Genomic DNA, 22,952 nt, shown 5'->3' on the forward strand with positions numbered 1-22,952 from the left:
ATCAGTGAACAATAACCTGCCCTCAGAAGCCGTCGCCCATGCCGTGGCGGTCCTGAAAAATGAACATGTCATCGCCTATCCCACCGAAGCCGTGTTTGGCGTCGGCTGCGACCCTGACAGCGAAACGGCCGTTATGCGCCTGCTGGAGCTGAAGCAGCGTCCTGTTGAAAAAGGATTGATCCTTATCGCCGCCAGCTTTGAGCAACTGAAGCCCTATATTGATGATTCACGGTTAAGTGACTCACAGCGGGAAGCCATCTTCTCTTGCTGGCCGGGACCGGTGACGTTTGTATTCCCGGCGCGTCCTGAAACGCCGCGCTGGCTGACTGGACGTTTTGATTCACTGGCCGTACGCGTGACTAACCATCCGCTGGTAATCGAATTGTGCGAAGCCTACGGAAAACCACTGGTTTCGACCAGCGCCAATCTCACCGGGCAACCACCGTGCCGTACTACCGCAGAGGTCCATGCTCAGTTTGGCGACAGCTTCCCGGTGGTGGATGGCGCCACGGGCGGCCGGCAAAACCCATCTGAAATCCGTGATGCCCTGACGGGTGAACTGTTCCGCCAGGGGTGAACCATGGAAACCTATGCCGTTTTTGGTAATCCGATCGCGCACAGCAAGTCGCCTGCTATTCATCAGCTGTTTGCCCGCCAGTTAGGAATTACTCATCCTTATGGACGTGTACTGGCGCCGCTGGATGATTTTGTCTCTTCTCTGAATCAGTTCTTTGCAGAAGGAGGAAAGGGGGCCAACGTCACCGTTCCTTTTAAAGAGGAAGCCTTTGCGCGTGCCGACGAACTGACAGAACGCGCAGCGCTGGCGGGAGCAGTAAACACCCTGAAACGCCTGGAAGATGGCCGTTTACTGGGGGACAACACCGACGGTATTGGTCTTCTGAGCGATCTGGAACGCCTGGGATTCATTAAGCCACGCCAACGGATCCTGCTGGTTGGTGCTGGTGGGGCATCTCGCGGGGTTCTTTTGCCGCTTCTGTCGCTGGGATGCGCCGTCACGATCGTGAATCGCACCTATTCTCGTGCCCGTGAGTTAGCCACTCTCTTCGCCCATACCGGGAGCGTTAGCGCAAGGGAGATGGATACCTTATCCGGGGAAACATTCGATCTGATCGTCAATGCGACGTCCAGTGGAATAGACGGTGATGTACCAGCTATCCCGGCACCTATTGTCAACGCTGACGTATATTGCTATGACATGTTTTACCAGAAAGGGCCGACACCGTTTCTTCACTGGTGCCAGCAATATGGCGCAGTCCACTGTGCCGATGGGCTGGGAATGCTGGTGGCGCAAGCCGCCCATGCTGTTCTGCTATGGCACGGCGTTCTGCCGGCTATCGCTCCGGTCATTGAAACGCTGCAGCAGGAACTGAATGCATGAATCAGGCGATTCAGTTTCCTGACCGGGAATCATGGGATGCCGAACGGCAGGGCGTGGTTTTTCCCGCGCTGGTGAATGGGATGCAATTAACCTGCGCAATTTCAGGGCAAATCTTGCAGCAGCGTTTCGGCGCAGAGGGGCCAGCGCAGTGGCTGGCCGCCTTCCAGGAACATCGTTGGGATCTAGAGGAAGAGGCAGAAGCATTGATCCGCGATGGTCAGGAAGATGCTCAGGGCTGGATCTGGTTATCCTGATCCAGGTACTCATTTTTCCATTTCACATAGTTATTTGCTGAATACTTGAGTCCTTCCCGTTCCGCCGCTGTCAGGGGGCGGATCTGTTTGACCGGATTGCCAAAGTAAAGGTAGCCGCTTTCCAGCTGTTTGTTCTGCGGAACCAGACTGCCCGCACCAATCATGACGTCATCGCCAACGACGACACCATCTAATAAGATCGAACCCATACCAACCAGTACGCGGTTGCCGATAGTGCAGCCGTGCAGCATCACTTTATGACCAACAGTTACATCCTCACCAATGATCAGCGGATTTCCCTCCGGCTTATAAGAGGACTTATGGGTCACATGGAGAACGCTACCGTCCTGAATATTGCTGCGTTGACCTATCGATACATAGTTGACGTCGCCGCGAATGGCCACCAGAGGCCAGACGCTGACGTCATCGGCAATTCTGACATCGCCGATGACAACGCTGGATGCGTCAATCATGACGCGAAGACCGATTTGTGGGAAAAATGCTTTGTAGGGGCGCAGCTGAGCAGACATATAGACCTCAAAATACGGGAACGTAAGAAGACTTTGGTGGCTTTTATCTCCCTGTGCAACCCCTGAAAACGGTGAAAATTGAGCAAATCGTGCAATTACACGGCGAAAAGGGTGAAAAATCACCATTCAGAAAAAAAGATCGAAAAAAGGCTTGTGCAAAAAAAATGGGATCCCTATAATGCGCACCCACTGACACGGCAGATGTGAATCACTTCACACAAACAGCCGGTTCGGTTGCAGAGAAAAATCCTGAAAAACGGGTTGACTCTGAAAGAGGAAAGCGTAATATACGCCACCTCGCGACAGAGCGCTAAAGCGCGTCGCAACTGCTCTTTAACAATTTATCAGACAATCTGTGTGGGCACTCAAAGTGACATGGATTCTTAACGTCCTCGGACGAAAAATGAATACCAAGTCTCAAGAGTGAACACGTAATTCATTACGAAGTTTAATTCTTTGAGCATCAAACTTAAATTGAAGAGTTTGATCATGGCTCAGATTGAACGCTGGCGGCAGGCCTAACACATGCAAGTCGAGCGGTAGCACAGAGAGCTTGCTCTCGGGTGACGAGCGGCGGACGGGTGAGTAATGTCTGGGAAACTGCCTGATGGAGGGGGATAACTACTGGAAACGGTAGCTAATACCGCATAATGTCGCAAGACCAAAGTGGGGGACCTTCGGGCCTCATGCCATCAGATGTGCCCAGATGGGATTAGCTAGTAGGTGGGGTAACGGCTCACCTAGGCGACGATCCCTAGCTGGTCTGAGAGGATGACCAGCCACACTGGAACTGAGACACGGTCCAGACTCCTACGGGAGGCAGCAGTGGGGAATATTGCACAATGGGCGCAAGCCTGATGCAGCCATGCCGCGTGTGTGAAGAAGGCCTTCGGGTTGTAAAGCACTTTCAGCGGGGAGGAAGGCGTTAAGGTTAATAACCTTGGCGATTGACGTTACCCGCAGAAGAAGCACCGGCTAACTCCGTGCCAGCAGCCGCGGTAATACGGAGGGTGCAAGCGTTAATCGGAATTACTGGGCGTAAAGCGCACGCAGGCGGTCTGTCAAGTCGGATGTGAAATCCCCGGGCTCAACCTGGGAACTGCATTCGAAACTGGCAGGCTAGAGTCTTGTAGAGGGGGGTAGAATTCCAGGTGTAGCGGTGAAATGCGTAGAGATCTGGAGGAATACCGGTGGCGAAGGCGGCCCCCTGGACAAAGACTGACGCTCAGGTGCGAAAGCGTGGGGAGCAAACAGGATTAGATACCCTGGTAGTCCACGCCGTAAACGATGTCGATTTGGAGGTTGTGCCCTTGAGGCGTGGCTTCCGGAGCTAACGCGTTAAATCGACCGCCTGGGGAGTACGGCCGCAAGGTTAAAACTCAAATGAATTGACGGGGGCCCGCACAAGCGGTGGAGCATGTGGTTTAATTCGATGCAACGCGAAGAACCTTACCTGGTCTTGACATCCACAGAACTTTCCAGAGATGGATTGGTGCCTTCGGGAACTGTGAGACAGGTGCTGCATGGCTGTCGTCAGCTCGTGTTGTGAAATGTTGGGTTAAGTCCCGCAACGAGCGCAACCCTTATCCTTTGTTGCCAGCGGTTCGGCCGGGAACTCAAAGGAGACTGCCAGTGATAAACTGGAGGAAGGTGGGGATGACGTCAAGTCATCATGGCCCTTACGACCAGGGCTACACACGTGCTACAATGGCATATACAAAGAGAAGCGACCTCGCGAGAGCAAGCGGACCTCATAAAGTATGTCGTAGTCCGGATTGGAGTCTGCAACTCGACTCCATGAAGTCGGAATCGCTAGTAATCGTAGATCAGAATGCTACGGTGAATACGTTCCCGGGCCTTGTACACACCGCCCGTCACACCATGGGAGTGGGTTGCAAAAGAAGTAGGTAGCTTAACCTTCGGGAGGGCGCTTACCACTTTGTGATTCATGACTGGGGTGAAGTCGTAACAAGGTAACCGTAGGGGAACCTGCGGTTGGATCACCTCCTTACCTTAAAGAACCTGCCTTTGTAGTGCTCACACAGATTGTTTGATAAATAATAAATTTCAAAATGTACTGCGAAGTGCATTGTGAAATTTTGCTCTTTAAAAATCTGGATCAAGCTGAAAATTGAAACGACACACTGTTTAAGTGTGTTCGAGTCTCTCAAATTTTCGCAATCAGAAGTGAAACATCTTCGGGTTGTGAGGTTAAGCGACTAAGCGTACACGGTGGATGCCCTGGCAGTCAGAGGCGATGAAGGACGTGCTAATCTGCGAAAAGCGTCGGTAAGGTGATATGAACCGTTATAACCGGCGATGTCCGAATGGGGAAACCCAGTGCAATTCGTTGCACTATCGTTAACTGAATACATAGGTTAACGAGGCGAACCGGGGGAACTGAAACATCTAAGTACCCCGAGGAAAAGAAATCAACCGAGATTCCCCCAGTAGCGGCGAGCGAACGGGGAGCAGCCCAGAGTCTGAATCAGCTTGTGTGTTAGTGGAACGGTCTGGAAAGTCCGACGGTACAGGGTGATAGTCCCGTACACCAAAATGCACAGGCTGTGAACTCGAAGAGTAGGGCGGGACACGTGGTATCCTGTCTGAATATGGGGGGACCATCCTCCAAGGCTAAATACTCCTGACTGACCGATAGTGAACCAGTACCGTGAGGGAAAGGCGAAAAGAACCCCGGCGAGGGGAGTGAAAAAGAACCTGAAACCGTGTACGTACAAGCAGTGGGAGCACCTTCGGGTGTGACTGCGTACCTTTTGTATAATGGGTCAGCGACTTATATTCTGTAGCAAGGTTAACCGTATAGGGGAGCCGCAGGGAAACCGAGTCTTAACTGGGCGTTAAGTTGCAGGGTATAGACCCGAAACCCGGTGATCTAGCCATGGGCAGGTTGAAGGTTGGGTAACACTAACTGGAGGACCGAACCGACTAATGTTGAAAAATTAGCGGATGACTTGTGGCTGGGGGTGAAAGGCCAATCAAACCGGGAGATAGCTGGTTCTCCCCGAAAGCTATTTAGGTAGCGCCTCGTGAATTCATCTTCGGGGGTAGAGCACTGTTTCGGCTAGGGGGTCATCCCGACTTACCAACCCGATGCAAACTACGAATACCGAAGAATGTTATCACGGGAGACACACGGCGGGTGCTAACGTCCGTCGTGAAGAGGGAAACAACCCAGACCGCCAGCTAAGGTCCCAAAGTCATGGTTAAGTGGGAAACGATGTGGGAAGGCACAGACAGCCAGGATGTTGGCTTAGAAGCAGCCATCATTTAAAGAAAGCGTAATAGCTCACTGGTCGAGTCGGCCTGCGCGGAAGATGTAACGGGGCTAAACCATGCACCGAAGCTGCGGCAGCGACACTATGTGTTGTTGGGTAGGGGAGCGTTCTGTAAGCCTGCGAAGGTGACCTGTGAGGGTTGCTGGAGGTATCAGAAGTGCGAATGCTGACATAAGTAACGATAAAGCGGGTGAAAAGCCCGCTCGCCGGAAGACCAAGGGTTCCTGTCCAACGTTAATCGGGGCAGGGTGAGTCGACCCCTAAGGCGAGGCCGAAAGGCGTAGTCGATGGGAAACAGGTTAATATTCCTGTACTTGGTGTTACTGCGAAGGGGGGACGGAGAAGGCTATGTTAGCCGGGCGACGGTTGTCCCGGTTTAAGCATGTAGGCTGGTTATCCAGGCAAATCCGGATAATCAAGGCTGAGGTGTGATGACGAGGCACTACGGTGCTGAAGTAACAAATGCCCTGCTTCCAGGAAAAGCCTCTAAGCATCAGGTAACATCAAATCGTACCCCAAACCGACACAGGTGGTCAGGTAGAGAATACCAAGGCGCTTGAGAGAACTCGGGTGAAGGAACTAGGCAAAATGGTGCCGTAACTTCGGGAGAAGGCACGCTGGTGTGTAGGTGAAGTCCCTGCGGATGGAGCTGAGACCAGTCGAAGATACCAGCTGGCTGCAACTGTTTATTAAAAACACAGCACTGTGCAAACACGAAAGTGGACGTATACGGTGTGACGCCTGCCCGGTGCCGGAAGGTTAATTGATGGGGTTATCCGTAAGGAGAAGCTCTTGATCGAAGCCCCGGTAAACGGCGGCCGTAACTATAACGGTCCTAAGGTAGCGAAATTCCTTGTCGGGTAAGTTCCGACCTGCACGAATGGCGTAATGATGGCCAGGCTGTCTCCACCCGAGACTCAGTGAAATTGAACTCGCTGTGAAGATGCAGTGTACCCGCGGCAAGACGGAAAGACCCCGTGAACCTTTACTATAGCTTGACACTGAACATTGAGCCTTGATGTGTAGGATAGGTGGGAGGCTTTGAAGCGTGGACGCCAGTCTGCGTGGAGCCAACCTTGAAATACCACCCTTTAATGTTTGATGTTCTAACGTTGGCCCCTTACCGGGGTTGCGGACAGTGTCTGGTGGGTAGTTTGACTGGGGCGGTCTCCTCCCAAAGCGTAACGGAGGAGCACGAAGGTTAGCTAATCCTGGTCGGACATCAGGAGGTTAGTGCAATGGCATAAGCTAGCTTGACTGCGAGCGTGACGGCGCGAGCAGGTGCGAAAGCAGGTCATAGTGATCCGGTGGTTCTGAATGGAAGGGCCATCGCTCAACGGATAAAAGGTACTCCGGGGATAACAGGCTGATACCGCCCAAGAGTTCATATCGACGGCGGTGTTTGGCACCTCGATGTCGGCTCATCACATCCTGGGGCTGAAGTAGGTCCCAAGGGTATGGCTGTTCGCCATTTAAAGTGGTACGCGAGCTGGGTTTAGAACGTCGTGAGACAGTTCGGTCCCTATCTGCCGTGGGCGCTGGAGAATTGAGGGGGGCTGCTCCTAGTACGAGAGGACCGGAGTGGACGCATCACTGGTGTTCGGGTTGTCATGCCAATGGCACTGCCCGGTAGCTAAATGCGGAAGAGATAAGTGCTGAAAGCATCTAAGCACGAAACTTGCCCCGAGATGAGTTCTCCCTGAGACTTTAAGTCTCCTGAAGGAACGTTGAAGACGACGACGTTGATAGGCCGGGTGTGTAAGCGCAGCGATGCGTTGAGCTAACCGGTACTAATGAACCGTGAGGCTTAACCTTACAACGCCGAAGATGTTTTGGCGGATTGAGAGAATTTTCAGCTCTGATACAGATTAATCGATACGTTGGTGAGACGTGTTGATAAAACAGAATTTGCCTGGCGGCACTAGCGCGGTGGTCCCACCTGACCCCATGCCGAACTCAGAAGTGAAACGCCGTAGCGCCGATGGTAGTGTGGGGTCTCCCCATGTGAGAGTAGGGAACTGCCAGGCATCAAATTTAGCGTGCTGATATGGCTCAGTTGGTAGAGCGCACCCTTGGTAAGGGTGAGGTCCCCAGTTCGACTCTGGGTATCAGCACCACTTTTTAGGTTAAAGTTCGGCACGTTGTAAAGAATTTGCCTGGCGACAATAGCGCGGCGGTCCCACCTGACCCCATGCCGAACTCAGAAGTGAAACGTCGTAGCGCCGATGGTAGTGTGGGGTCTCCCCATGTGAGAGTAGGGAATCGCCAGGCATCAAATAAAGCAAAAGGCCCAGTCGAAAGACTGGGCCTTTTGCTTTTGTGTTATCTGTTGTTTGCCGATGAGCTTCTTTGCTGCCCAGGGAGAATCTAACTGGCATCGATATGAACATTGCGCAGCAACGGTCCGGAGAGAGGGACAGGACGTTCGCCATCATTGCTCACCATCAGAGTAAAGGCCCGCTCTTCGACCGGGCCTTTGGTGTTTGTTGGTTCTGAACCCTGAATCTGAAAAGTTTGTCGATAGCGATGGACGACTCATTGCCAGCGGTCTCTGGCAACAACAACGGCTAAGAAAGCTGGCGAACTATCGTCAGGAAGAGCCTGAATGATCGCTTACTTTGGGGAATGGAGTGGAGCAGATACAGGGGATATACCTGTATCTGCGGTTGGGGAAGCGATCTAGCGGGTCAGAGCAACGATCCCTAACGTGAGGCCGGCTACCGCGGCCGCCCCCCCGGCGATTGCGCCTGCGGTTTCCCAGTTGTCTTCTGTTGTGCCTTTCATACAGGTATTGGTATGGACTAAGCGGCCTTGCGAGTCATAAACCGGTACGCAGGGAGAGTCATGGGCACAGCCTGCCAGCAGAGAGGCCAGCAGCGCCACGATTAAATACTTTTTCATGATATTACCTCTGGATAATCCGCTGGGTTGTACTGAAAGCCAGTGCAGAACGGAATGGCTTATTTTATCACCGCGGATTGTCCGGGCCGGAGGCCGAAATCATCTCAATATATGAGCCGCGTAAATATCGTGAAGATAAGCCCGGGAATATGCAGAAAAGATGGAGAGAAAGATTGTGATTCAGCGATGCTGCGTGCGATGGCGGTTGCCAGACTGTGGCGCGTTTAGCTGGCTGCCAATATTGCATGCGAAAAAAAGCGCCCGCAAGGGGCGCCTTCAAGACATAGCCGAGTTATTCAGCGTGCCGGGTAAAGCGTCGTCTAACGACCACGAAGAACACCGGAACAAAGAAGATCGCCAGCAGCGTCGCGGTCAGCATCCCGCCCATCACGCCGGTGCCAACCGCATTCTGCGCCCCGCTGCCGGCACCATGGCTAATCACCAGCGGCATGACCCCGAGAATAAAGGCCAGAGAGGTCATCAGAATAGGCCGCAGGCGCATCCGCGATGCCTCCAGCGTGGCCTCAATGATCCCTTTCCCTTCTTTCTCCATCAGATCCTTGGCGAACTCGACGATCAGGATCGCATTCTTGGCCGACAAACCGATCGTGGTCAAGAGTCCGACCTGGAAGTAAACGTCATTATTCAGCCCACGCAGCGTGGCGGCTAACAGCGCGCCAATGACCCCCAGCGGAACCACTAACATGACTGAGAAGGGGATCGACCAGCTCTCATACAGCGCCGCCAGACACAGGAAGACGACGATCAGCGAGATGGCATAGAGCGCAGGCGCCTGGTTGCCGGAGAGCCGTTCCTGGTAAGACATCCCGGTCCAGTCATAACCGATGCCGCTCGGCAGTTTACTGGCCAGCGTTTCCATCAGCGCCATGGCTTCCCCGGTACTTTTGCCTGGCGAAGCTTCACCGAGGATCTCCATAGATGGCAACCCGTTGTAGCGCTCCAGGCGCGGCGAGCCATATATCCAGCGTGAAGTGACAAAGGCGGAGAACGGCACCATTTCGCCGTTGGCGCTACGAACATACATGTTGTTAATGTCGCTCGGCAGCATACGGAAGTGGGCATCAGCCTGAACGTACACTTTTTTCACGCGGCCGCGGTCAATAAAGTCATTGACGTAGTATCCGCCCAGCGCGGCTGATATCGTTTCATTGATATCGGAGAGTGATACGCCCAGCGCCTGCGCTTTTTCCTGATCGACATCCAGTTTGAACTGAGGGGTATCTTCCAGCCCATTAGGGCGTACCCGAACCAGCTGATCCGGATGCTGTTTCACCATGCCCAGCAATTGATTGCGCGCCTGGGTCAGAGCGGTATGACCGAGCCCGCCCTGGTCGATCAGTTCAAAGTCGAAGCCGGTGGCGGTACCCAGCTCAATAATGGCTGGCATGTTGAACGGGAAAACCATGGCGTCTTTGATCTGGCTAAAGGCTACGGTGGCCCGCTTGATGATGGACTCCACGCTGTTTTTATCGCCGCTGCGCGCTTCCCAGGGCTTCAGGCTGACAAACGCCATACCGGAGTTTTGTCCCTGGCCGCTGAAGCTGAAGCCGTTAACGGTAAAGACGCTTTCGACGTTGGCCTTCTCGTTATGCAGGTAGTAGTCGGTCACCGTATCCAGGACCTTCTGCGTGCGCTCCTGGGTAGCACCGGACGGCAGCTGGATCATGGTCAGGAAGACGCCCTGGTCTTCGTCGGGCAGAAAGGACGTGGGCAAGCGCATGAACAGCACGGCCATCCCCACGACGATCAGCAGGTAGATCACCAGATAACGGCCAGTTCCACGTAAAATACCGCTGACGCTGTTGGTATAGTGGTTAACGCTCTGGTCGAAGCGGGCGTTAAACCAGCCGAAAAATCCTTTTTTCTCATGGTGTTCAGCTGAGGCTGGCTTCAACAACGTGGCGCAGAGCGCCGGAGTCAGTACCAGCGCAACCAGCACGGAGAGCGCCATGGCGGAGACGATGGTGATTGAAAACTGACGATAAATCGCGCCGGTTGAGCCGCCGAAAAAGGCCATCGGGACAAATACTGCGGAGAGCACCATGGCGATACCCACCAGCGCTCCCTGGATCTGCGACATAGATTTTTCCGTCGCTTCTTTTGGCGAGAGCTTCTCCTCAACCATCACACGTTCGACGTTTTCCACTACTACGATAGCGTCATCGACCAGCAGACCTATCGCCAACACCATGCCAAACATTGTCAGCGTGTTGATGGAGTAGCCAAACATCGACAATACCGCGAAGGTGCCCAACAGCACCACGGGTACGGCAATGGTTGGAATGAGCGTTGCGCGCATGTTCTGCAGGAACAGATACATGACAAGAAAGACGAGAATAATTGCTTCAAAAAGCGTTTTGACCACTTCGTGAATGGAGATTTTGACGAAAGGGGTCGTATCATACGGATAAACTACCTTCATCCCCTGAGGGAAGTAGGGCTGCAGCTCGGCCAGCTTCGCTTTAATCGCGGTGGCGGTATCCAGGGCGTTGGCGCCGGTCGCAAGCTTAATACCCAGACCAGAGGCAGGTTTACCGTTAATTCTGGCGACAACGTTATAGTTCTCTCCCCCCAGCTCAATGCGGGCGACGTCTTTCAGATGGACGACAGAGCCATCGGCGTTGACCCGCAGCGTGACCTTGCCAAACTCCTGCGGATCTTTGAGCCGCGTCTGAGCGATGATTGACGCGTTCAACTGCTGGCCTTTCAGCGCTGGCGTACCGCCGAGCTGACCCGCGGCGATCTGATCGTTCTGGACCTGCAGCGCATTGATGACGTCCACCGGCGTCAGGTTGTATTTATTCAGCAGGTTGCCATCCAGCCAGACGCGCATAGCGTACTGCGCGCCGAACAGCTGCACATCGCCCACGCCGTTGAGGCGGCTAATAGGATCTTTGACATTGGAGGCGACATAGTCAGAGATATCGTCCTGGGTGGTGGTCGGGTTATCAGAGATAAAGCCGGCGACCAACAGGAAGCTGCTACTGGATTTCTCGACGCTAATCCCCTGCTGCTGTACTTCCTGGGGCAGCAGCGGCGTGGCCAGCTGCAGTTTGTTTTGCACCTGTACCTGGGCAATATCGGGATCGGTACCCGATTTAAAGGTGAGCGTAATGGTTACCGAACCGGCAGAGTCGCTGGTCGACGACATATACATCAGATTGTCGATGCCGTTCATATTCTGCTCGATAACCTGAGTGACCGTATCCTGTACGGTCTGGGCATCTGCACCGGGGTAGGTGGCGGAGATCGCTACCGCAGGAGGGGCGATTGTCGGGTACTGAGCTATCGGCAGCTGCAGGATGGCCAGGCCGCCGGCAATCATCATAATGATGGCCAGCACCCAGGCGAAGACCGGTCGATGAATAAAAAACTTAGACATGGCAGGGTATCCTTATTGCACGGCCGGCGCCGCACGCTCCACTTCCGCTTTGACAGTGACGCCTGGACGGACTTTCTGTAAGCCGCTGACAATCACTTTATCGCCCGGCTTCAGCCCACTGGTGATAAGCCACTTATCGCCAACGGCCTGAGTCGCGACCACTTCCCGGGTTTCAACCTGGTTTTTGTCATTCACCAGCATCACGGAGGCATCACCACGCGGCGTGCGGGTCACCCCTTGCTGCGGTACCAGGATAGCCTGCGGATCGACGCCTTCGTCTATGCGGGCGCGGACGAACATCCCTGGCAGCAGGACATGCTGCGGGTTAGGGAAGATAGCGCGCAGAGTAATTGAGCCCGTACTTTCATCAACAGTGACGTCAGAAAACTGCAGTGAACCTTTGAGCGGATAGGCCTGGCCGTTCTCCATGACCAGCTCAACGCTTTTAGTATCACCGCCGCGCTGCAGGCTTTCCTGCTTAAGGCGCATGAAGTCATTACTGGACTCCGTCACGTCAACATAGATGGGATCGAGCTGCTGGACGGTAGCCAGGGCATCCGATTGGCCGTTGGTGACCAGCGCCCCTTCGGTGACGCTCGATTTACCGATGCGCCCGCTAATGGGGGAGGTTACTTTGGTGTAGGCCAGGTTGATACGGGCCGTTTCTACGGCAGCTTTGGTGGCGATGACATCGGCATCGGCCTGGCGGGCGGTGGCCACTGCCTGATCGTATTCCTGCTGGCTGATATATTTAGTACCCAGCAGTGGAACGTAGCGTTTCACCGTCAAATGGGCGATAGCGGCCGCGGCTTCGGCTTTGGCCTCATCGCCTTTGGCGCTGTTCCACGCCGCCTGGTAGGTCGCCGGATCGATCTGATAGAGCGACTGGCCTGCTTCGACATCACTTCCTTCAACAAAGTTACGCTTCAGGATGATACCGCTCACCTGGGGGCGGACTTCCGCTACGCGAAAAGCAGAGGTTCGGCCCGGCAGTTCGGTGGTGACTGATAGCGGCGCGCTGTTCACGACATGGACCGTCACCTGCGGCGCCTGCGCATGGGGTTGCTGGTTGTCAGAATTATCGCAACCGGTTAGCAATAAGGCCGAGATAATTAAACCGGATAAAAGTGTCACTCTGGCGTGAGTCGTCATGGCGGTTCCTTATAGATTACGTACCCAATCAGGCGGCGAATCTGTGAAAGAAAGAGGGAATCAAAAAGCAGTTTGCCATCCTACAAATAAACGCCGTTGGATGTAAGAGATACTTATTTTTAAGCAATCAGCAAGGCACGCAAAAACAAAAAAATGGTCACTGTAGTATTGCGATTTATCGCAATTGTAAAAGTTGATAAATAGACATTATTTCAGTGAATGTATTTTCCGGTGATATTCACTTGAATAATTAATTCTCTTTTCGCATCAGGATTAACTTGTCTGCATTTTTGCTAAATAATACTTCATGGCAAATGCTAGATTAATTCTAATTAAGAATATCCTATATTATCTGCTTATCGGGAAGTGGGGCCTTGTATGGCAAGAAAAACAAAAGAAGAGGCGCAGCGCACGCGGCAGCTCCTGATTGAGTCCGCAATCCAGCAGTTCGCCCTGCGCGGAGTAACCAACACCACCCTGACGGATATCGCCGATGCGGCGGGAGTGACTCGCGGCGCGGTGTACTGGCATTTTGCCAGTAAGACGGAGCTGTTTAATGAAATGTGGCAGCAGCAGCCGCCGCTTAGAGATTTGATTCAGCCCAGTCAGGCCATAGAGTACGAACAGGAGCCGTTAAATGCTTTACGCGAGCGGTTTATTGCAGGCCTGCGCTATATTGCTGCGAATCCTCGACAGCGCGCTCTGATGCAAATTCTTTATCAGCGCTGTGAGTTTTCCAGTGATATGCTTTCGGAATACGAAATTCGCCAACGTATTGGTTTTAATTATTCACTCATTGGCGGCATCCTGCAGTGCTGCGTGCGTAACAATATATTGCCAGCCGAAACAAACATTGAGATGATATTAATTGTTTTACACAGTGCTTTTTCCGGGCTGATTAAAAACTGGCTGCTCGATCCGCAACGCTTCGATCTTTATCAGCAGGCGCCTGCGCTGGTGGATAATATAATGGCGGTGGTCTGTGCTGCGCGTTTATCGGGAGGGCCTGCGCTACGGCTGGTGAATCAGTAATGAGTTCTGTTGGCGCAGATAATAAAAAAGGCGCTTCCCCATGCCGAAGAGCGCCTTTTATATCAAGCAAGCAACTGACTAGTATCAGTTCATGCCGTATTTTTTCAGTTTTTTACGCAGCGTACCGCGGTTGATGCCCATCATCAGAGCAGCGCGGGTCTGGTTACCACGGGTGTATTGCATCACCATGTCCAACAGGGGCTGTTCAACTTCAGCCAGTACCAGCTCATACAGGTCATTCACATCCTGACCGTTCAGTTGAGCAAAATAGTTCTTCAGTGCCTGTTTAACCGAGTCACGCAGGGGCTTTTGAGTTACCTGATCCTGAGAGTTAACGGTAGAAACGGTCAGTACGTCAGAATTTACGCGTTGTTCGAACATAGTTCTGTCAGCTCTTTATTTCTATTACGCAAAATTTTCGAAGTATGCCTCCAACGCCTCCAGCTGTTCGCTGGCATCCTCAATGGCGTTGAATGTGCGCCGAAACTGGTCATCTGGAGCATGTTCCTGAAGATACCAGGAGACGTGTTTACGCGCGATTCGGTACCCTTTTGCCTGACCATAAAAGTCATGCAACTCCCGAACGTGCGCACAAAGCAAGCGCTTCACCTCTGCCAGCGGCAGCGGGGGCAGCAGCTCTCCAGTGTCCAGATAATGCTGGATTTCCCGAAAGATCCAGGGTCTTCCCTGAGCTGCACGGCCTATCATCAGGGCATCAGCCCCTGTATAGTCGAGCACAGCTCTGGCTTTAAGCGGGTCAGTAATGTCGCCATTCGCGATAATCGGAATGGAAACTTTCTGCTTAACTGCCCGAATACTGTCGTACTCAGCGTCTCCGTTAAACAAACAGGCGCGGGTGCGTCCGTGAATAGTCAGAGCCTGAATGCCACACTCTTCGGCCAGTTGGGCAATCTCTACGCAGTTACGGTGTTCCGGTTCCCAACCGGTGCGAATCTTGAGAGTCACAGGAACGTCCACCGCGTTAACGACCGCCGTCAGGATCGACTTCACCTGGTCGGGGTACTGCAAGAGGGCTGAACCTGCAAGCTTGCGATTCACCTTTTTCGCCGGGCATCCCATATTGATATCAATAATCTGGGCGCCGCTTTCCACGTTAATCCGCGCGGCGGCAGCCATCTCTTCCGGCACGCTACCGGCGATTTGCACGGTACGAATACCGGGCTCATCGATATGCACCATCCGTAAACGGGACTTGTCGCTCTCCCACACCTGTGGGTTAGAAGACATCATCTCGGAAACGGTTAAACCCGCTCCCATCTCGTAGCACAGCGTCCGGAATGGTCTGTCAGTAATGCCAGCCATGGGCGCTGCGATCAGGCGATTTCTGAGCTGGTGGTGTCCGATGCGCATGAGTTAAGAAATGACCATACTGTGACTGCAAGGCGGCGTATATTACGCATTTTTTGCACGAGATGAAAGGCCAAACTTTGAGCAATCCTCTGTTGCAGATCAATGAATCCGGGACTAGCGTAAAAGGGATGAATAAATACTTATATTAATCATTGATTTAATGGATGATGGATAATTTGTGTCCATTTATAAAATCATAAAACTTCTCGATTTTTCTTGGATAAACTGGCCGCATGGCGATATAAAACGCTGTTTTTGTAGCCAAAAAAGTGCTCTGTAGTGCGATCTGCCTCTCATTTCCTGGCATTATTTGGTGGCTACTGGAAACAAAAATGCGGCCCGTAGGCCGCATCGCGCTTAGTTTTTCCGGCCGGTAATCCGGCACCACTCTTCCTTCTCGACCACCGGGTCAAGGGTGAAGAGATCGGCGTAGGCTTCACAGACGCTCTCCGCCTGGCTGGCAAGGATGCCGGAAAGCCCCAGCAAACCGCCTGAAACGGGCAGGACGCTGATTAACGGCGCCAGCTCACGTAACGGGCCTGCCAGGATATTCGCGACCACCACGTCGGCTTTCATCGACTCCGGTTGGTCCTGAGGAAGATAGAGCTCCAGGCGTTCAGAAACGCCGTTACGCTGCGCGTTATCACGACTGGCCTGAATAGCCTGCGGGTCGATATCAATCCCGATTGCTTTTGCCGCCCCCAGCTTCAGTGCGGCAATCGCCAGGATGCCGGAGCCGCAGCCGAAATCAATCACCGTTTTTCCGTTGAGGTCGAGTCCATCCAGCCACTGCAGGCACAGGGATGTCGTCGGATGCGTACCGGTGCCAAAGGCCAGACCCGGATCGAGCATCACGTTGACGGCATTTTCATCCGGAACATCGCGCCAGCTTGGGCAGATCCATAGCCGCTCCCCGAAGCGCATGGGGTGGAAGTTATCCATCCATTCCCGTTCCCAGTCTTTATCTTCCAGCTGCTCGATCTTATGCGCGAACCCGGCGCCCAGCAGCGGATGCTGCTCCAGTTGGGCAACGACCGCTTTCATATCGGTTTCAGCATCGAACAGGCCGATTACGTCGGTATCCCCCCACAGGCGGGTTTCCCCGGGCAATGGCTCAAATACCGGCGTATCGTGCGTATCCTGGAAGGTGATCGAGACCGATCCGGCCTCCATCAGCGCATCGCTAAGATCTTCAGCGTTCGCGCCGGTGGTATTTAGTTTCAGTTGGATCCATGGCATAGCAAAACTCTTTATTTATCAGTAGTCAAAATGGGGGACTGTGGGGCGGGACGACCGAAACGGTTCCCCGCCACAAACGCCAGCAAACTCAGCAGCAGCGCGGGAACGATCGGGTGAAAGCCCAGAAACTGCACTTTCAGCGTGGCCAGAACGGCATACAGGACGCCGCCTACGATCATCGCGCTCAGCGCGCCAGCCGCGTTGGCGCGTTCCCAGTAAAGGCCCAGCACCAGCGGCCACAGGAAGACGGCTTCCAGGCCGCCGAAGGCCAGCAGGTTCAGCCAGATTATCATCTCCGGCGGCCGCCAGGCCGCGAGCAGCAACAAGACCCCCAGCAGGAGCGTGATGCCGGCGGACATGCGTTTAAGCCGCTTTTCGTTAGTCGCCTGATCCGGCCGCCAGTTCAGGTACAGATCTTTGATGATCGTAGCGGAGCTTTGCAGAAGTTGGGCATTGATCGTCGACATAATCGCCGCCATCGGCGCGGCAAGGAAGATCCCGGCGGCAAAGGGCGGAAGCACTTTAACCATCAGCGTCGGGATCACCAGATCCGGCACGGTTAAATCGGGGATCACCGCCCGGCCTAATGCCCCAGCCAGATGCATGCCAAACATCAGGATCGCCACCACGATGGTGCCGATAATGATGCCGCGATGCACGGCTTTGCTGTCTTTGTAGGAGATACAGCGCACTGCGGTATGTGGCAGACCAATAACGCCGAAGCAGACCAGCACCCAAAACGAGGCCATAAAGGTTGGCGAGAGGATATCCTCCGCGCCCTGCGGGGACACCAGCTTGACGTCGATCGACTGCAGCGTCTCTACCGCATGGCCAACCCCCCCGGCGGCGTGGATCACGCCTACCAGCAGCACGATCGTGCCGATCAGCATTACCATGCCCTGCATCGTGTCGTTGAGCACGCTGGCGCGAAAGCCGCCATAGGCGGTATACAGCGCGATGCTGACCCCGAAGATCAGCAGGCCGGTATCGTAAGGAATACCGGCAGCCGTCTCCAGCAGGCGGGCGCCGCCGATAAACTGGACGGTCATGGCGCCGACAAAGGCCACCAGCAGACTCAGGCTGGCCAGCCAGACCAGCAGGCGACTCTGATAGCGCGCAAACAGCATGTCATTGAGGGTGACAGCATTATAGCGACGCGCAAGGATGGCGAATTTTTTCCCCAGCACGCCCAGCGACAGCCAGATGGCGGGGAGCTGGATCATCGCCAGCAGCACCCAGCCCAGGCCGTATTTATAGGCGGCGCCGGGTCCGCCGATAAATGAGCTGGCGCTGATATAGGTGGCGGTTAGCGTCATGGCCAGCACGAAGCCGCCCATCGAGCGGCTGCCGAGAAAGTACTCATTAAGAAAGCTACCTGAGGCGCGTTTTCTCATGGCGTAGAGGGATAAACCGAACACCACCACCAGGTAGGCGATCAGGGGAATAATGACCTCAAACTGCATCATCGTCCTCCAGAGAAATATCGCGGAAAATCAGTTTGACCATCGCCCAGCACAGCAGAATGAACAGCAGCGGTACCAGCAGGCAGGCCATTTCAAACCAGTGTGGCAGGCCGGTAAAGCCAATAGCCACCCCCGGCAGATAGGCGGCGGCCAGCCAGGCGGCAAGGTAGAGAAGGGTCAGCCACAGCGCCCAGCGCGCTTCTTTGTGGGCCTGAACAAAGCGTTTGTCCATTTTTTGTCCCTTGAGGATGAAGAAAGCGGGGATTGTACCGCATGGTATAGATGAGGAGAGAGAAAAAGAAAAAAGGCCGGTTTACCCGGCCTTTTGCTGAGAGAGCAGAATTATTTTTCCTGCAAGCCGAGTTTTTTCTCCAGATAGTGGATATTGGTGCCACCATGCTGGAAATTCTCGTCGCTCATAATGCGCATCTGCAGATCGACGTTGGTTTTGATGCCATCGATGATCAGCTCCTGCAGCGCATTCTTCATGCGGGCAATCGCCACGTCACGGCTTTCGCCGTAGCAGATCAGTTTACCGATCATGGAGTCATAGTACGGCGGTACGGTGTAACCGGCGTAAATATGTGACTCCCAGCGCACGCCAAAGCCACCCGGCGCGTGGAAACGGGTGATTTTGCCCGGGCTCGGCAGGAAGGTGTTCGGGTCTTCGGCGTTGATACGGCATTCCACCGCATGGCCGCGAACTACCACTTCATCCTGCTTGATGGACAGCGGCTGGCCGGCTGCGATACGCAGCTGCTCTTTGATCAGGTCAACGCCGGTGATCATTTCAGTTACCGGATGCTCTACCTGGATACGGGTGTTCATTTCAATGAAGTAGAACTCGCCGTTTTCGAACAGGAACTCAAAGGTACCCGCCCCGCGGTAGCCGATATCCACACAGGCTTTCGCGCAACGCTCGCCGATGTAGCGACGCAGTTCCGGGGTAATGCCCGGCGCCGGCGCTTCTTCGACCACTTTCTGGTGACGACGCTGCATGGAGCAGTCGCGTTCAGCCAGATAGATAGCGTTACCCTGACCATCCGCCAGCACCTGAATTTCAATGTGGCGTGGGTTTTCCAGGTATTTCTCCATGTAGACCATGTCGTTGTTGAAAGCCGCTTTGGCTTCCGCTTTGGTCATGGAGATGGACTGTGCCAGTTCAGCGTCGCTACGTACAACGCGCATACCGCGACCGCCGCCGCCGCCGGAGGCTTTGATGATCACCGGATAGCCGATGCGTTTAGCATGGGCGCGGTTAGCGTCCATGTCGTCGGTCAGCGGGCCGTCAGAACCCGGAACGGTCGGGACGCCGGCTTTCTTCATGGCGGTGATGGCGGACACTTTGTCGCCCATCAGGCGGATAGTGTCGGCTTTCGGGCCGATGAAGATAAAGCCGGAACGCTCAACCTGCTCAGCAAAATTAGCGTTCTCAGAGAGGAAGCCATAACCCGGGTGAATCGCTACCGCGCCAGTGATCTCAGCGGCGCTGATAATGGCCGGAATGTTCAGATAGCTTTTTACGGACGGAGCCGGACCGATGCAGACCGTCTCATCCGCTAACAATACGTGTTTTAGATCGCGATCCGCAGTGGAGTGCACAGCGACAGTCTTGATGCCCAGTTCTTTACAGGCACGCAGGATGCGCAGTGCGATCTCGCCACGGTTAGCGATGACAATTTTATCCAGCATGTTCGCCTCGTTACTCGATAACTACCAGCGGCTCGTCGAATTCTACCGGTTGGCCGCTTTCGATCAGAATGGCTTTCACCACGCCGGCTTTGTCGGCTTCGATCTGGTTCATCATTTTCATCGCTTCGACGATGCACAGGGTGTCGCCCACGTTAACTTTCTGGCCAACTTCCACAAACGCTTTCGCGTCCGGGCTCGGCGTACGATAGAAAGTACCAACCATCGGGGAACGTACGATGTGACCACTGATTTCCGCTTTCGCCGGCGCTTCAGCCGCAGCAGCTGGTGCGGCAGTCGCGGCGGCAGGCGCCTGAGGCTGCATCATCGGCGCAGCATAAGCCTGCTGCATAACCGGATAGCTTGCGGCCGGTGCAGAGCGGCTGATGCGAACAGACTCTTCGCCTTCAGAAATTTCCAGTTCGGAGATACCTGATTCTTCAACCAGCTCGATCAGTTTTTTAATCTTACGAATATCCATGAGTGGGTTCCGTACTCTTTGTTTAGTGTGATTGTGACAGGCGTTTTACCGCCGTCTGTAAAGCGTATGAATAACCATCCGCCCCCAGCCCGCAAATGACGCCAGCGGCGACATCTGACAGATACGAGTGCTGGCGGAAGGGTTCGCGTGCATGCACATTGCTCAGGTGAATCTCGATAAACGGGATGTTCACGGCGAGCAAAGCGTCACGGATTGCTACGCTGGTATGCGTGAACGCGGCCGGATTAATCAGGATATAGTCCACGTTGTCTTTAGCCTGATGAATTCGGTCGATTAACGCATACTCCGCGTTGGACTGCAGGTGATCCAGACTCACATTCAGCGCCGCCGCTTCAGATGTTAAACGGTTAACAATTTCAGCCAGCGTGAGAGGGCCATACTTCTCAGGCTCGCGGGTACCGAGCATGTTAAGGTTTGGACCATTCAAAAGCAAAATGTGAAACTTAACTGCCATTGTGTGGCGATCTCCTGCCATTTTCGGGTAAAAAACAACATATACCTTCAATGCGCCCTTGTCACCTTTTCAGGGTCAGAAAACCCCGTCAGGAAAACCAAAGTCGCACATTATAACGATTTCGTAGCAATTGGCAGCTAAATACTGGTCTTATCAGGGAAGATTATCAACCGCTATCTGAAAAAGAGTCGCGGTTGATAAAGGATCTGCGGGAAACTGCACATTACCGGATTGCGCGCCACCACTGGCGGAACTTCTTGTAACGCCATGTCAATAGCGCCGCTGCCAGCAGGGCATATATAACGGGCTGCGGCGAGACGATCTTCACTGACCACAGGTAGTGTATCGGCGCGAGGATCGCCACCAGATAGACGAAGTTGTGTAAAAGTTGCCAGCGACGCCCCAGTTTTCGCTGCATCGCTTGCGTGGAGGTCACCGCCAGCGCCAGCAGAATCGCCCAGCTGATCATGCCCAATGTCAGATAGGGGCGGGTGATAATCTCCGAGCCCAGCAGCGCCAGATTGTTAATGCCCAGCTCCAGTAGGGTATAGCTGGTCAGGTGCAGCGTCGCCCAGGCAAAACACCATAAACCTAACAGCCGACGAACGCGAATCAATAATGGCTGCTTCGCATAGCGCGCCAGCGGAGAGACCAGCAGCGTCGCCAGCAGAAACTTAAGCGCCATTCTGCCGGTAAAGTGCTGGATATCCTTGGCTGGATCGGCGCTAAAGTAGCCCTGGTGCCCGGCCCAGAATAACCAGACCAGCGGCAAAAACCCCGCAAGGTGAAGTAAAACCTTCAGCCAGACGATCTGTTTGACGGTGAAACGCACTAGAAGTTCTCCCGCAGATTCATGCCGCGATACAGCGACGCCACTTCGTCGGCATAGCCATTAAACAGCAACGTCGGTTGACGCTTCACATCGAGCACGCCGCCGGCGCCGATAAACCGCTCGCTAGCCTGCGACCAGCGGGGGTGATCGACGTGCGGATTGACGTTGGCGAAGAAGCCGTATTCGTCCGGCGCCGCCAGGTTCCAGGTGGTTGGCGGCCGCTCGCGGGTCAGCTCGATACTAACAATGGATTTTATGCCTTTAAAACCGTACTTCCACGGCACGGTCAGGCGGACCGGCGCGCCGTTTTGCGGCGGCAGCGCTTTGCCATACACCCCGACGGTGAGTAGCGTCAGCGGGTGCATCGCTTCATCCAGCCGTAGCCCCTCCACGTAAGGGTAAGCGAGCCCCCCGCCGATAAACCGGTCTTTCTGGCCGGGCATTTGATCCGGAGCATAGAGGGTTTTGAAGGCCACATAGCGCGCGCTGCTGGTGGGCTCCACCAGCGCCAGCAGTTTATGCAGCGGGAAGCCGACCCAGGGGACCACCATCGACCAGGCTTCCACACAGCGCATACGATAAATGCGCTCTTCCAGCGGGAAGCGTTTGGTCAGATCGTCATGGTCAAGGGTCAGAGGTTTCGCCACTTCGCCACCGATGGTGAGCGTCCAGGGATCGGTGCGCAGGCTACCCGCGTTCGCCGCCGGATCGGCTTTATCGAGGCCGAATTCATAAAAATTATTGTAACCGGCGACCTTATCTTCCGGGGTAAGCGTCAGATTAGCCTGCCACTCGGCGGGTTTAGCAAACTCCAGGGCCTTGCCCGCTGGCGCTGGTGGGCGGTCGTGGCCTTTAAACCAGTCCAGCAGGTCGGCCTGCGCGGCGGCGGGAAGGGAAAGCGCGGTCGCGCTGATGCCCAGCATTTTCAGCATCTGGCGCCGCTTGAGCATAAAAACGGATTCGGCCGTGACGTCGGCTTCCGTCAGTTTTTTTCTTTTCATGGTGTCCTCCGTCATGCGTTTTCCTAAGCATGACGGAGACGGCGATGAATGGCGAATATGTCACGAAAAATTGCACATTAGGATGAGGAGCCGCCGCCGAAGCAGAGGCGCGGTCGTCCAGGAATCATCGGAAAGTGGCGCAAGACGTTTCCTTTGCCGCGCATGACCCGGCATCTTTAGCAGGGAAAAGGGGGCGGTAAGCTGGCCAGACGGTATAGCGGTAATAATTTGCGCCGCCGGCGCGGGTTTGTCATCCTGCGTCTAAAATTAAAGCGCTTCTGGCGCAGGCCGCAGGCGGGCGACGATTGGCAAATTTTTTCTGCAAACTATACTCGCTATCGGCATACTTTTACCGATAATACGCATTCCATTGCCAGACTCGCCATCTTTGATAGTATGCGTCGCGCTTTAAAAGGTTAATGCTTGCGGCAAGG

19 protein-coding genes, 1 tRNA gene and 4 rRNA genes are annotated in these 22,952 nt (G+C 54.3%); 10 read left to right on the forward strand and 14 right to left on the reverse strand.

Annotated features, from left to right (window positions below; all coding sequences use genetic code 11):
- Positions 1-4 precede the first annotated feature (4 nt).
- From tsaC to OHJ17_RS02210, 3 genes are read left to right on the forward strand one after another with little or no spacing between them, the layout of a single operon-like run.
- Positions 5-577 (forward strand): L-threonylcarbamoyladenylate synthase type 1 TsaC, encoded by a 573-nt coding sequence (tsaC, locus tag OHJ17_RS02200; protein WP_002919132.1) that lies wholly within the window; start codon positions 5-7, stop codon positions 575-577.
- 3 nt (positions 578-580) lie between these two features.
- The gene (gene aroE, locus OHJ17_RS02205) at positions 581-1,399 is read left to right on the forward strand and encodes a shikimate dehydrogenase (protein ID WP_004900954.1); all 819 of its coding nucleotides are present in this window, start codon (positions 581-583) and stop codon (positions 1,397-1,399) included.
- Positions 1,396-1,653, forward strand: a complete 258-nt coding sequence (locus tag OHJ17_RS02210; protein WP_002919125.1) for a DUF1488 family protein — start codon at positions 1,396-1,398, stop codon at positions 1,651-1,653. Before aroE ends, OHJ17_RS02210 begins: the two co-directional genes overlap by 4 nt.
- Here OHJ17_RS02210 and OHJ17_RS02215 read toward each other — a convergent pair.
- The gene (locus OHJ17_RS02215) at positions 1,629-2,183 is read right to left on the reverse strand and encodes a gamma carbonic anhydrase family protein (RefSeq protein ID WP_004900950.1); all 555 of its coding nucleotides are present in this window, start codon (positions 2,181-2,183) and stop codon (positions 1,629-1,631) included. The two genes, OHJ17_RS02210 and OHJ17_RS02215, sit on opposite strands and share 25 nt — an antisense overlap.
- 471 nt (positions 2,184-2,654) lie before the next feature.
- Here OHJ17_RS02215 and OHJ17_RS02220 point away from each other — a divergent pair.
- The 5 genes from OHJ17_RS02220 (at position 2,655) to rrf (OHJ17_RS02240) (ending at position 7,750) form a co-directional block, all read left to right on the forward strand.
- Positions 2,655-4,194, forward strand: a 16S ribosomal RNA gene (locus tag OHJ17_RS02220).
- A 198-nt stretch (positions 4,195-4,392) separates the two neighbouring features.
- A 23S ribosomal RNA gene (locus OHJ17_RS02225) occupies positions 4,393-7,294 on the forward strand.
- Between the two features lie 96 nt (positions 7,295-7,390).
- Positions 7,391-7,506: ribosomal RNA gene (gene rrf, locus OHJ17_RS02230) — 5S ribosomal RNA — on the forward strand.
- Positions 7,507-7,520: 14 nt separating this feature from the next.
- Positions 7,521-7,596: transfer RNA gene (locus OHJ17_RS02235), tRNA-Thr, on the forward strand.
- A 38-nt stretch (positions 7,597-7,634) separates the two neighbouring features.
- Positions 7,635-7,750: ribosomal RNA gene (gene rrf, locus OHJ17_RS02240) — 5S ribosomal RNA — on the forward strand.
- The 16S, 23S and 5S rRNA genes sit together here with 1 tRNA gene alongside, the layout of an rRNA operon.
- 408 nt (positions 7,751-8,158) lie before the next feature.
- On the opposite strand, the gene OHJ17_RS02245 is transcribed toward rrf (OHJ17_RS02240), so the two are convergent.
- From OHJ17_RS02245 to OHJ17_RS02255, 3 genes are all read right to left on the reverse strand, one after another.
- Positions 8,159-8,380 carry a putative periplasmic lipoprotein gene (locus tag OHJ17_RS02245; protein WP_002919103.1) on the reverse strand — a complete coding sequence of 74 codons (222 nt, stop codon included), beginning with the start codon at positions 8,378-8,380 and terminating at the stop codon, positions 8,159-8,161.
- A 292-nt stretch (positions 8,381-8,672) separates the two neighbouring features.
- Positions 8,673-11,783 carry an efflux RND transporter permease subunit gene (locus tag OHJ17_RS02250; protein WP_004174089.1) on the reverse strand — a complete coding sequence of 1,037 codons (3,111 nt, stop codon included), beginning with the start codon at positions 11,781-11,783 and terminating at the stop codon, positions 8,673-8,675.
- A 12-nt stretch (positions 11,784-11,795) separates the two neighbouring features.
- Positions 11,796-12,935 (reverse strand): efflux RND transporter periplasmic adaptor subunit, encoded by a 1,140-nt coding sequence (locus tag OHJ17_RS02255; protein WP_004211699.1) that lies wholly within the window; start codon positions 12,933-12,935, stop codon positions 11,796-11,798.
- 378 nt (positions 12,936-13,313) lie between these two features.
- Here OHJ17_RS02255 and envR point away from each other — a divergent pair, with 378 nt between their 5' ends.
- Complete coding sequence (envR, locus tag OHJ17_RS02260; protein ID WP_004185881.1) at positions 13,314-13,967, forward strand: acrEF/envCD operon transcriptional regulator; 654 nt, start codon at positions 13,314-13,316, stop codon at positions 13,965-13,967.
- Positions 13,968-14,051: 84 nt separating this feature from the next.
- On the opposite strand, the gene fis is transcribed toward envR, so the two are convergent.
- From fis to msrP, 10 genes are all read right to left on the reverse strand, one after another.
- Positions 14,052-14,348, reverse strand: a complete 297-nt coding sequence (fis, locus tag OHJ17_RS02265; protein WP_000462905.1) for a DNA-binding transcriptional regulator Fis — start codon at positions 14,346-14,348, stop codon at positions 14,052-14,054.
- 24 nt (positions 14,349-14,372) lie between these two features.
- Positions 14,373-15,338, reverse strand: a complete 966-nt coding sequence (gene dusB, locus OHJ17_RS02270; protein ID WP_004144972.1) for a tRNA dihydrouridine synthase DusB — start codon at positions 15,336-15,338, stop codon at positions 14,373-14,375.
- A 357-nt stretch (positions 15,339-15,695) separates the two neighbouring features.
- Positions 15,696-16,577: a 50S ribosomal protein L11 methyltransferase gene (prmA, locus tag OHJ17_RS02275; RefSeq protein ID WP_004144971.1), complete on the reverse strand. Its 882-nt coding sequence runs from the start codon at positions 16,575-16,577 to the stop codon at positions 15,696-15,698.
- Positions 16,578-16,588: 11 nt separating this feature from the next.
- A complete protein-coding gene (gene panF, locus OHJ17_RS02280; RefSeq protein WP_004188394.1) occupies positions 16,589-18,040 on the reverse strand; it encodes a sodium/pantothenate symporter in 1,452 nt (483 codons plus the stop codon).
- Positions 18,030-18,272, reverse strand: a complete 243-nt coding sequence (locus OHJ17_RS02285; protein WP_002918740.1) for a YhdT family protein — start codon at positions 18,270-18,272, stop codon at positions 18,030-18,032. Before OHJ17_RS02285 ends, panF begins: the two co-directional genes overlap by 11 nt.
- A gap of 110 nt (positions 18,273-18,382) precedes the next feature.
- Positions 18,383-19,732, reverse strand: a complete 1,350-nt coding sequence (gene accC, locus OHJ17_RS02290; RefSeq protein WP_004174096.1) for an acetyl-CoA carboxylase biotin carboxylase subunit — start codon at positions 19,730-19,732, stop codon at positions 18,383-18,385.
- Positions 19,733-19,742: 10 nt separating this feature from the next.
- Positions 19,743-20,210 carry an acetyl-CoA carboxylase biotin carboxyl carrier protein gene (gene accB / locus OHJ17_RS02295; RefSeq protein ID WP_002918736.1) on the reverse strand — a complete coding sequence of 156 codons (468 nt, stop codon included), beginning with the start codon at positions 20,208-20,210 and terminating at the stop codon, positions 19,743-19,745.
- 22 nt (positions 20,211-20,232) lie between these two features.
- On the reverse strand, positions 20,233-20,685 hold the full coding sequence (gene aroQ, locus OHJ17_RS02300) for a type II 3-dehydroquinate dehydratase (protein WP_019725248.1): 453 nt from the start codon (positions 20,683-20,685) through the stop codon (positions 20,233-20,235).
- 223 nt (positions 20,686-20,908) lie between these two features.
- Positions 20,909-21,517: a protein-methionine-sulfoxide reductase heme-binding subunit MsrQ gene (gene msrQ / locus OHJ17_RS02305; protein ID WP_032433619.1), complete on the reverse strand. Its 609-nt coding sequence runs from the start codon at positions 21,515-21,517 to the stop codon at positions 20,909-20,911.
- On the reverse strand, positions 21,517-22,518 hold the full coding sequence (gene msrP / locus OHJ17_RS02310) for a protein-methionine-sulfoxide reductase catalytic subunit MsrP (protein WP_002918688.1): 1,002 nt from the start codon (positions 22,516-22,518) through the stop codon (positions 21,517-21,519). The genes msrQ and msrP overlap by 1 nt, the downstream gene beginning before the upstream one ends.
- Positions 22,519-22,746: 228 nt before the next feature.
- Here msrP and OHJ17_RS02315 point away from each other — a divergent pair, with 228 nt between their 5' ends.
- A complete protein-coding gene (locus tag OHJ17_RS02315; protein WP_004144963.1) occupies positions 22,747-22,938 on the forward strand; it encodes a hypothetical protein in 192 nt (63 codons plus the stop codon).
- Positions 22,939-22,952 lie beyond the last annotated feature (14 nt).

Source organism: Klebsiella sp. KP20-425-1 (assembly GCF_025813515.1).
Taxonomy (GTDB): Bacteria; Pseudomonadota; Gammaproteobacteria; order Enterobacterales; family Enterobacteriaceae; genus Klebsiella; species Klebsiella pneumoniae.

Bases quoted from the DNA above. Each gene is read 5' to 3' on its own strand.
- aroE (WP_004900954.1), top strand. From the start codon at position 581: ATGGAAACCTATGCCGTTTTTGGTAATCCGATCGCGCACAGCAAGTCG.
- OHJ17_RS02210 (WP_002919125.1), top strand. From the start codon at position 1,396: ATGAATCAGGCGATTCAGTTTCCTGACCGGGAATCATGGGATGCCGAA.
- OHJ17_RS02215 (WP_004900950.1), bottom strand. From the start codon at position 2,183: ATGTCTGCTCAGCTGCGCCCCTACAAAGCATTTTTCCCACAAATCGGT.
- OHJ17_RS02245 (WP_002919103.1), bottom strand. From the start codon at position 8,380: ATGAAAAAGTATTTAATCGTGGCGCTGCTGGCCTCTCTGCTGGCAGGC.
- OHJ17_RS02250 (WP_004174089.1), bottom strand. From the start codon at position 11,783: ATGTCTAAGTTTTTTATTCATCGACCGGTCTTCGCCTGGGTGCTGGCC.
- OHJ17_RS02255 (WP_004211699.1), bottom strand. From the start codon at position 12,935: ATGACGACTCACGCCAGAGTGACACTTTTATCCGGTTTAATTATCTCG.
- envR (WP_004185881.1), top strand. From the start codon at position 13,314: ATGGCAAGAAAAACAAAAGAAGAGGCGCAGCGCACGCGGCAGCTCCTG.
- fis (WP_000462905.1), bottom strand. From the start codon at position 14,348: ATGTTCGAACAACGCGTAAATTCTGACGTACTGACCGTTTCTACCGTT.
- dusB (WP_004144972.1), bottom strand. From the start codon at position 15,338: ATGCGCATCGGACACCACCAGCTCAGAAATCGCCTGATCGCAGCGCCC.
- prmA (WP_004144971.1), bottom strand. From the start codon at position 16,577: ATGCCATGGATCCAACTGAAACTAAATACCACCGGCGCGAACGCTGAA.
- panF (WP_004188394.1), bottom strand. From the start codon at position 18,040: ATGCAGTTTGAGGTCATTATTCCCCTGATCGCCTACCTGGTGGTGGTG.
- OHJ17_RS02285 (WP_002918740.1), bottom strand. From the start codon at position 18,272: ATGGACAAACGCTTTGTTCAGGCCCACAAAGAAGCGCGCTGGGCGCTG.
- accC (WP_004174096.1), bottom strand. From the start codon at position 19,732: ATGCTGGATAAAATTGTCATCGCTAACCGTGGCGAGATCGCACTGCGC.
- accB (WP_002918736.1), bottom strand. From the start codon at position 20,210: ATGGATATTCGTAAGATTAAAAAACTGATCGAGCTGGTTGAAGAATCA.
- aroQ (WP_019725248.1), bottom strand. From the start codon at position 20,685: ATGGCAGTTAAGTTTCACATTTTGCTTTTGAATGGTCCAAACCTTAAC.
- msrP (WP_002918688.1), bottom strand. From the start codon at position 22,518: ATGAAAAGAAAAAAACTGACGGAAGCCGACGTCACGGCCGAATCCGTT.